The sequence below is a fragment of the Methylomonas rivi genome, assembly GCF_024505165.1.
Lineage (GTDB): Bacteria > Pseudomonadota > Gammaproteobacteria > Methylococcales > Methylomonadaceae > Methylomonas > Methylomonas rivi.
In genome coordinates this window covers 1-9,288 of sequence record NZ_JANIBK010000151.1, presented here as the reverse complement: position 1 = coordinate 9,288, position 9,288 = coordinate 1, and the positions used below count along the sequence as shown (strand labels likewise).

At 50.0% G+C, this 9,288-nt stretch carries 8 protein-coding genes; all 8 read left to right on the top strand.

The window, feature by feature from the left end:
• The coding region (infB, locus tag NP596_RS17960; protein ID WP_256616777.1) for a translation initiation factor IF-2 at positions 1-2,159 on the top strand (2,159 nt) is incomplete at its 5' end.
• Positions 2,160-2,162: 3 nt separating this feature from the next.
• A complete protein-coding gene (gene rbfA, locus NP596_RS17955) occupies positions 2,163-2,564 on the top strand; it encodes a 30S ribosome-binding factor RbfA (RefSeq protein ID WP_256616776.1) in 402 nt (133 codons plus the stop codon).
• Positions 2,564-3,475, top strand: a complete 912-nt coding sequence (gene truB / locus NP596_RS17950) for a tRNA pseudouridine(55) synthase TruB (protein WP_256616775.1) — start codon at positions 2,564-2,566, stop codon at positions 3,473-3,475. The genes rbfA and truB overlap by 1 nt, the downstream gene beginning before the upstream one ends.
• 112 nt (positions 3,476-3,587) lie before the next feature.
• A complete protein-coding gene (gene rpsO / locus NP596_RS17945; RefSeq protein ID WP_256616774.1) occupies positions 3,588-3,857 on the top strand; it encodes a 30S ribosomal protein S15 in 270 nt (89 codons plus the stop codon).
• Between the two features lie 87 nt (positions 3,858-3,944).
• A complete protein-coding gene (gene pnp, locus NP596_RS17940) occupies positions 3,945-6,023 on the top strand; it encodes a polyribonucleotide nucleotidyltransferase (RefSeq protein WP_256616773.1) in 2,079 nt (692 codons plus the stop codon).
• Positions 6,024-6,091: 68 nt separating this feature from the next.
• Positions 6,092-6,340 (top strand): hypothetical protein, encoded by a 249-nt coding sequence (locus NP596_RS17935; RefSeq protein ID WP_256616772.1) that lies wholly within the window; start codon positions 6,092-6,094, stop codon positions 6,338-6,340.
• A 335-nt stretch (positions 6,341-6,675) separates the two neighbouring features.
• A complete protein-coding gene (locus tag NP596_RS17930; protein ID WP_256616771.1) occupies positions 6,676-9,000 on the top strand; it encodes a P-loop ATPase, Sll1717 family in 2,325 nt (774 codons plus the stop codon).
• Positions 8,990-9,288: hypothetical protein (locus tag NP596_RS17925; RefSeq protein WP_256616770.1), on the top strand; the 299-nt coding region annotated here is incomplete at its 3' end. The genes NP596_RS17930 and NP596_RS17925, both read left to right, overlap by 11 nt.

Here is a 9,288-nt window from a genome sequence, read left to right as displayed (position 1 = left end):
AACCCGATGTGGCCGAGACCGCTCCAGCCGAAGCCCCGCCCGCCCCTGCACCGGTTGCGGAAAAACCGGAAGCCGGCCTCAAAGCGGCCGTCAAGCCGCAACCCTTAAGCGAAGCCGATCGCCTGGAACTGGAAAAGAAACAACGCTTGGAAGCAGCGGTGGAACGGAACGCGGAAAAAGTCCGCAAAGCCGCCGAAGCCAAACAGCAAACCCTGCATAAGAAAAAGCAGGACTTCAAGCCCACTCGCGGCCCCGCGACCGACATCGCCGCCGATACCAGCGATGCCGCCCGTCGCGGTAAAGGCAAGAAAAGCAAAGCCGGCCGCCGCGAGAAGCCCGAACACGAAATCGAACTGCAAACCGGCAAGCACAAATTCGAGAAGCCCGTCGCGCCTACCGTATTCGAAGTGACCATTCCGGAAACCATCATCGTTTCCGATTTGGCCGCCAAAATGAACGTCAAGGCCGCCGAAGTCATCAAGCATTTGATGAAGCTCGGCATCATGAGCACCATCAACCAAGCTATCGACCAGGAAACCGCAGTGATCCTGGTGGAAGAGATGGGCCATAAAGCCATCATGCAAAGCGAGGACGACTTCGAACAGGAAATGCTGGCCGAGGTCATGGGCGACTTGGAAGAACAAAAACTGCTGCCGCGCGCGCCCATCGTCACCATTATGGGCCACGTCGACCACGGTAAAACCTCTTTGCTGGACTACATCCGCAAAACCCGCGTCGCCGCCGGCGAGGCGGGCGGTATTACCCAGCATATCGGCGCCTACCAAGTTAAAACCGACCACGGCTCGGTGACCTTCCTCGACACCCCGGGCCATGCCGCCTTTACCGCAATGCGGGCCCGCGGCGCCGAAGTGACCGACATCGTTATCGTGGTGGTGGCGGCCGACGACGGCGTGATGCCGCAAACCAAGGAAGCCATCGAACATGCCCGCGCCGCCAACGTGCCCATCATCGTGGCCTTGAATAAGATCGACAAACCGGAAGCCAATCCGGACCGGGTCATGCAGGAACTGGCCACGCTGAATGTCGTCCCGGAAGAATGGGGCGGCGACGTACAATTCCTGCGGGTATCCGCCAAAGTCGGTACCGGTATCGACGAATTGATCGAGGCCTTGATCGTGCAGGCCGAAGTGCTGGAATTGACCGCGCCCGCCGAAGGGGTGGCCTCCGGTATCTGTATCGAATCGCGCCTGGATAAAGGCCGCGGCGCCGTGGCTACCGTACTGATTCAAAAAGGCACCTTGAGCAAGGGCGAATTCGTGTTGTGCGGCCATGAATACGGCCGTATCCGGGCTATGTTCGACGAAAACTCCCATGCCATTAAATCGGCCGGCCCCAGCGCGCCCGTGGAGATCCTCGGCTTGTCCGGCACGCCGGACGCCGGCGACGAGTTCCTGGTAGTGCAAAACGAACGCGTCGCCCGCGAACTGGCGGCCCACCGCGAAGACCGCAAAAAATCCAACCGCCACGCGGCCGCGCACGCCTCCAAACTGGACGATGTCTTCTCCAGAATGACGGCCGGCGAAACCGCCACCCTGAACGTCGTCATTAAAACCGACGTACAAGGCAGCTTGGAAGCCCTGCGCGAATCGCTGGTCGGCCTGTCCACCGACGAAGTGCAAGTCAAATGCGTCTACGGCGGCGTCGGCGGCATCAACGAAGGCGACGCCAATCTGGCGCTGGCATCCAGCGCGATTCTGATCGGCTTTAACGTCCGTGCCGATGCGGTGGCGCGTAAACTGATCGAAGAAAAAGACATCGATCTGCATTATTACAGCATCATTTACGAAGCCATAGACGAAGTCAAACGCGCCATTAACGGCATGTTGGCCCCCGATATCCAGGAAAAAATCGTCGGTCTGGCCGAAGTACGCGACGTATTCCGTTCGCCCAAATTCGGCGCGATCGCCGGCTGCATGGTCATCGACGGCTTCGTCAAACGCAATCTGCCGATTCGGGTATTGCGCGACAACGTGGTGATTTTCGAAGGCCAGCTGGAATCCTTGCGCCGCTTCAAGGACGACGTCGGCGAAGTCAAAATGGGTATGGAATGCGGTATCGGCGTCAAAAACTACAACGACGTCAAACCGGGCGATCAAATCGAAGTATTCGAGCGCTTTGAAGTAAAACGGGAAATATAATCCATGCCTAAAGAGTTCGGCCGCAGCCAGCGGGTTGCCTCGCAGATGCAAAAAGAGTTGGCGCTAATCCTGCAACGCGATGTGCACGATAAGCGGGTGGGTTTTGTGACCGTCAACGAGGTGGTATTAAGTAAGGATTTGGCTGTCGCCAAAATTTACATCACCGTGTTAAATGCCGATGACGCCGGTAAATCGGCCAATGTGAAAGCCTTGAACGAAATATCGCCGTTCATTCGCCACGAACTGGCCAAGCGCATGCGCTTGCGGCATATTTCCGAGTTGCACTTTCTCTATGACCACTCCTTCGATACCGGCATGCGCGTCAGCGAACTGCTGCACGAAGTGAATGACGGCGCACCCGCGGATGCCGGCGAAACGGACGGCAATCCGCAACAGGACGATTGATGGCCAAACGCAAGTCCGGGCGCGATGTACACGGCATCGTACTGCTCGACAAACGCTTGGGCGTTTCGTCCAACAAAGCCTTGCAGGAAGTACGGCGCTTATTGAACGCCAACAAGGCCGGCCATACCGGCAGCCTGGATCCCTTGGCTACCGGCCTGTTGCCGCTGTGTTTCGGCGAGGCCACCAAGGTGTCCGCGCTGATGCTGGATGACGATAAGCGTTACCGGGTAACGCTGCGTTTGGGCCTGATGACCGATACCGGCGATAGCGAAGGCGCTATCGTCAAGGAAATGCCGATTCCAGCCTTTTCCGAAGCCGATTTACTGAGCTGTCTGCAGCGCTTTACCGGCACTATCGACCAAGTGCCGCCGATGTATTCGGCCTTGAAACATCAGGGTAAAAAACTGTATGAGCTGGCCCGGGAAGGCAAGACCGTGGAAAGGCAGCCGCGCCGCATTACGATTTACGCCTTGCATCTGCTCGACTTCGATAGCGAATACATCACCCTGGACGTGGAATGCTCCAAAGGCACTTATATCCGTTCGTTGGCGGAGGACGTGGGGCTCGCCATGGGCAGTTGCGCCACCGTAACGGCCCTGCGCCGAACCGCCGCCGGCATGTTCGGGTTGGAAAACGCCCATACGCTTGCGCAATTAGAAGCCATGACCGAGTCGGAGCGCATGCAATGCCTGATAGCCGTGGATGCGCCGTTGCGCCAATTGCCGGCGGTCAAACTGTCGACAGAGCAAGCCGCCAACATCAATCACGGCCGACAAATCCGGATTGACGGCCATGCGCCGGGCGTCGTGCGCATGTATAGCGAACAAACCTTTTTAGGTTTGGGAGAAATCCTTTTGGATGATAAACTAGCCCCGAAAAAGTTATTTATTCTGAACGGTCAAGTCGCTTGATTATTCAACCAAAAATTCAGCCGCTCCTGCACCCTATTGTGGGAACGGCGATTACCCGCCATCAACACCGATGGCTTTATTTTTAACAACATTTAATCGATAGGGATTAAGAATGGCATTAACCGCAGCACAAAAAAAAGCAGTCGTCGAAGAATATCGTTTGTCGGAATCCGACACCGGTTCCACCGAAGTTCAGGTTGCTTTATTGACAGCCAACATCAATCAGTTGACCCCTCACTTTGCCGCCAACAAAAAAGACAACCACTCACGCCGCGGTTTATTGCGCATGGTTAACCAACGCCGCAAATTGCTGGATTACCTGAAAGGCACCGACGTGGTCCGTTATCGCTCCTTAATCGAGCGTTTGGGCATTCGTAAGTAACGTATTTAAAGAAACGGCACTTCGGGTGCCGTTTCTCGCTTTATGGCAAATTTTTAAAACAACCTTTAAACACAAAGGAACCTTATAGTGAATCCTATCAGGAAACAATTTCAGTACGGCGATCGTCTCGTCACGTTAGAAACCGGTGAAATAGCCCGCCAAGCCAATGGCGCGGTGATGATTGATATCGAAGGCACCTCGTTATTGGTGGCAGTCGTTGGTAAAAAAGAAGCAGCCGGCGGAGACTTTTTCCCGCTCACCGTCAACTATCAGGAAAAAGCCTTTGCGGCCGGTAAAATTCCCGGCGGCTTCTTTAAGCGCGAAGGCCGACCCAGCGAAAACGAAACCCTGATTTCCCGCCTGATCGACCGGCCTATCCGTCCATTGTTTCCCGAAGGCTTCACTAACGAAGTGCAGATCATTGCTACCGTGGTGTCTCTCAACCCGGAAGTGGACACCGAGATCCCTGCCCTGCTCGGCGCGTCCGCGGCGCTGGCCATCTCCGGCCTGCCCTTTAACGGCCCCTTGGGCGCGGCCTGCGTCGGCTACAAGGACGGTCAATATCTGCTGAACCCATCCTTGCCGTTAATGAAGGAATCGCAACTGCAACTGGTGGTTGCCGGTACCGCCAAAGCCGTACTGATGGTTGAATCCGAAGCGGATTTATTGCCGGAAGACGTGATGCTGGGCGCGGTATTGTTCGGCCACGAAAAAATGCAGGTTGCCATCAACGCCATCAACGAACTGGCCGCCGAAGTGAATGCTCCGGCCATGGACTGGACCCCGGCCGAAACCAATACCGCGCTGAAAGCAGCCGTTGCCGCCGAAGCCGAAGCCGGCATCAAGGCCGCTTACCAGGTTGCCGAAAAGCTGGTCAGACAAGACACGCTCAGCGCCATCCGTAGCGCCGTGGTGGAAAAACTGACCGCCGACGCCCAATACGCCGAGAAAGACATTCGCGACGTCATCGAACATCTGGAATACGACATCGTGCGCGGCGCGATCTTGAACGACCGCAAACGCATCGACGGCCGCGACCTGACCACCGTCAGACCGATTAGCATCCGCACCGGCGTACTGCCCAGAACCCACGGTTCCGCCCTGTTCACCCGCGGCGAAACCCAAGCCATCGTGGTCGCCACTTTGGGCACCGAGCGCGATGCGCAAATTATCGATGCACTGTCCGGCGAATACAAAGACCCGTTCATGTTGCATTACAACTTCCCTCCTTACAGCGTGGGCGAAACCGGCTTTGTCGGCTCCCCTAAGCGCCGCGAAATCGGCCACGGCCGCTTGGCGAAACGCGGCGTTGCCGCCGTGCTGCCCAACATGAGCGAATTCCCTTACGTGATCCGCGTGGTTTCGGAAATCACCGAATCCAACGGCTCCAGCTCCATGGCCTCCGTGTGCGGCAGCAGCTTGGCACTGATGGATGCCGGTGTGCCGATCAAAGCCCCCGTGGCCGGTATTGCGATGGGCCTGATCAAGGAAGGCGACAACTTTGCCGTCTTGTCCGACATCCTGGGCGACGAAGACCACTTGGGCGACATGGACTTTAAAGTGGCAGGTTCCGAAAACGGCGTTACCGCGCTGCAAATGGACATCAAGATCGACGGCATCACCCCCGAAATCATGAAAGTCGCCCTGGAACAGGCCAAACAAGGCCGTCTGCACATCCTGGGCGAAATGAACAAAGCCTTGTCCAGCACCCGCGCCGAAATGTCCGATTTTGCGCCGCGCATCATCACCTTCAAGATCGATCCGGCGAAAATCCGCGAAGTTATCGGCAAGGGCGGCGTCACCATCCGCGCCATTACCGAACAAACCGGCGCCAGCATCGATTTGACCGACGACGGCGTGGTTAACGTCGCTTCCGTCGACAGAGCCGCCGGCGAAGAAGCCCGCAGAATGATCGAAGAGATCACCGCCGAAGTCGAAGTAGGCAAAGTCTACGAAGGCAAAGTGGTGCGCTTGATGGACTTCGGCGCTTTCGTTACCATCCTGCCGGGCAAGGACGGTTTGGTACACATTTCGCAAATCTCCGAAGAACGCGTCGAGAAAGTCAGCGACAAGTTGTCGGAAGGCGATGTGGTTAGAGTTAAAGTGCTGGAGATTGATCGTCAAGGACGGGTGAGATTGAGTATGAAGGATATTGATAGCGAGTAAGGTTGTTTTCGCTGTTTGATATTTGAAGAAAGGGCCGAAAGGCCCTTTTTTATTGGTGATTTTTGTTTATGTGTCGCTATCGCGACGCCTGTTTTAATGCCGGTTCGCGCACCGGCGAGCGCGGTACTTTTCTTTGCTTGTCCAAAGAAAAGTACCCAAAAGAAACGACACCCGAATGCCGCGTATTTCCTGCGCTCCTCGGGTTTGAACGGGGTTTTCCGAAGGGGCTTCCCAGCCCCTACGAAAAACGCGATGCATCCCTGCATCGCCCCTGCGGGCTGAACCGTTCAAACCCTCCGGTGCTCGGCGCGGCATAACGGGACAAAACTCCTCGCGGAATTGGAAACTGTTAGCGATATGTAAAATAGCTCAACTAGCATAGCCCCAATTAGCGATCGCTCAATCGATGGAAAGCGTCCCTCATCCGTAATACAAACATTCGTCCGATTAAGCTACGCAAATCGGACCTACAGCCCTACAAGACTTCAGAGAAGTCATAAACCAAAATTTCGAAATCAACTATTCTAAATTTTTATGAATACGTTGCTCACATAGATTAATCTGGTGTATAAAATATGTAAATATCGATAATAGCTAGCCCCGCAATTAGTTTGGTGATTTTTCACACATTTAGCATTAAATAGGATGTTTCGTGAATAGAAAAAATATTGGCTTTTATGCATATGCTTCTTCACCTAGAGAAATTGGACAAACAATTGAAGAGGCAATCAATAAAATAACTGAAAAGGATGATATTAAAATAAAAACATGGAAAGCATTGGATGTAGTTGGCCATTTTATTGCGGATCAAGTTTTAGAAGATTTAGATGCTTGTGATTTTCTAGTTGCTGATATTTCAATATTAAATTTTAATGTTACATATGAAATTGGTTACGCAATTGGAAGAAGAAAACGTGTATTGATCTTCAGAAACAAAAGCATAATCGAGAAAAACCTTACAATTAGAGAAGTTGGTATATTTGACACTCTTGGATATAAGGAGTACCAAAATTCGTCAGAGCTTTATTCGTTTTTAAAAAAAACAAACAAATGTGAACCATTAAATATACCAAATAAAATAAATATAAAATCGCCTGTATATCTGCTGGAGGGGTTACACAAAACAGATTGGGCTTCACGCATAGTCTCTAGAATTAAAAAAGCTAGATATTTATTCAGATCATTTGATCCGAATGAACAGCCAAGACTTTCAGCTAATGACGCAATAAGTCAAGTTTCTCAATCCCACGGAATTGTTGTTCCATTACTATCCAGCAACAATATCGGATATGAAGTTCATAATATGAGAGGCGCTTTTATTGCAGGACTTGCAGACGGCATGCGAAAAGCATTATGTATACTGCAAGACGGTGAAGATCCAGTACCGATTGATTATAGAGATTTCGTAAACGTCTCTTTTCATCCCAATGATGTAAATGAATATATAGCTGATTTTGCAGCTCGTGTAGCAGAAGCATTTCAACAAGATTCAAGTTCTGAATTTGCTGCTAAAGATGACTCTTTCCTTCAAGCGTTAGACCTGGGATCGACATCTGCAGAAAATGAGATGCGCACACTTGAAAGATATTATTTAAAGACTGATCAGTTTTTAAAGTCTCTCAGAGGGGAAGCAAATATTGTTGTAGGGAGGAAAGGCTCAGGAAAATCGGCTATTTTTCTCCAGGTGAGAGATAGAGAAAGAAATAAGAAAGGAAATATTGTTTTAGACTTAAAACCGGATGGCTACAAACTAATTAAGTTTAAAGAACTTATATTGTCATTTTTAGAAGAAGGGACATTTCAACATACGATAATGGCTTTCTGGGAGTATGTTTTACTTCTGGAAATCTGCTACAAGATACTTGAAAAAGATCGAGAAAATCATAAGCGCGATCATGAATTGTATGAATTATACAGAAATTTGGCTGATATTTATCATGCCGAAGGTTACGAAACTGAAGGAGATTTTTCTGAAAGAATGGGGATTCTCATGGAGAAAATATCCACTGAATATAAATCTAAGCATGGCGAAAAACAAAATGTAAGATTAACTTCTTCAGCCTTGACTGAAATGCTTTATTGCCATGATGTCAGGGAGTTAACAAGACAAATAATAGAGTATATGCGACATAAAGAAGTATGCTGGTTGTTATTTGATAATATTGATAAAGGTTGGCCAACATCTGGACTAGAACACGAAGACATGTTACTTATTCGAGCCTTGATTGATGCAACAAAGAAGATTGAACGTCAATTTGGAAAATCTGGGATTGATGTTAATACAATTATTTTTCTACGAAATGATGTTTATGAGTTATTGGTAAAGGAAACATCAGATAGAGGTAAGGAAGCTAGCGTTTTACTGGATTGGACAGACCCAGACTTATTAAGAGAACTTATTAGGTTGAGAATAATTTCTAATGAAATAAACGGGGCCAGTACATTTGAAGCATTATGGCCAAAAATATGCACTAGCCACTACAAAGGAGAAGAAAGCTCTCAATATTTGATTGATAGGTCTTTAATGAGGCCTCGATTTTTGTTAAATTTAGTCAGCCAATGCAAGAGTTTTGCCATAAATCTTAATCATGAGAAGATTCTTGGGGATGATATTAAAAAAGGCTTGAAAGCATATTCAACTGATCTTCTTGCAGATATTGGTTATGAAATTTCTGATGTCGATAACAGAACCCAAGATGTCCTATATGCATTCATTGGGAGTAATGCAACAATAAAGCAAAGTGAGATATGTGCCGTATTGAAGGAGTTCGGAATTGAAGATGTTTTGCTTGAAAAAATATTTGAACTTTTATTGTGGTATGGTTTTATAGGATTAGTAGTAGATGAAGAAGTTAAATATATCTATAACTTTAACTACAGCATGAAACTCATGTCTGGTATTGTTAAAAAGAAAGGAAATATGGATTATTTAATAAATCCTGCTTTCTGGCCTGCATTAATGATTGATGAAAATTAAATTTGCCACACATTCGATTTCAAAATTATTCAACTACCTTCAATTTCACAACGGGGTTTTGTCCCGTTATGCCGCGCCGAGCACCGGAGGGTTTGAGCGGATTGGCCCGCAGGGGCGATGCAGGGAGGCATCGCGTTTTACGTGGGGGCTGGGAAGCCCCTTCGGAAAACCCCGTTCAAACCCGAGGAGCGCAGGAAATACGCGGCATCCGGGTGTCGTTTCTTTTGGGTACTTTTCTTTGGACAAGCAAAGTAGAGTACCGCGCCCGCCGGTGCGCGAACCGGCATT

Bases quoted from the DNA above. Each gene is read 5' to 3' on its own strand.
- NP596_RS17935 (WP_256616772.1), top strand. From the start codon at position 6,092: ATGTGTCGCTATCGCGACGCCTGTTTTAATGCCGGTTCGCGCACCGGC.
- rpsO (WP_256616774.1), top strand. From the start codon at position 3,588: ATGGCATTAACCGCAGCACAAAAAAAAGCAGTCGTCGAAGAATATCGT.
- truB (WP_256616775.1), top strand. From the start codon at position 2,564: ATGGCCAAACGCAAGTCCGGGCGCGATGTACACGGCATCGTACTGCTC.
- rbfA (WP_256616776.1), top strand. From the start codon at position 2,163: ATGCCTAAAGAGTTCGGCCGCAGCCAGCGGGTTGCCTCGCAGATGCAA.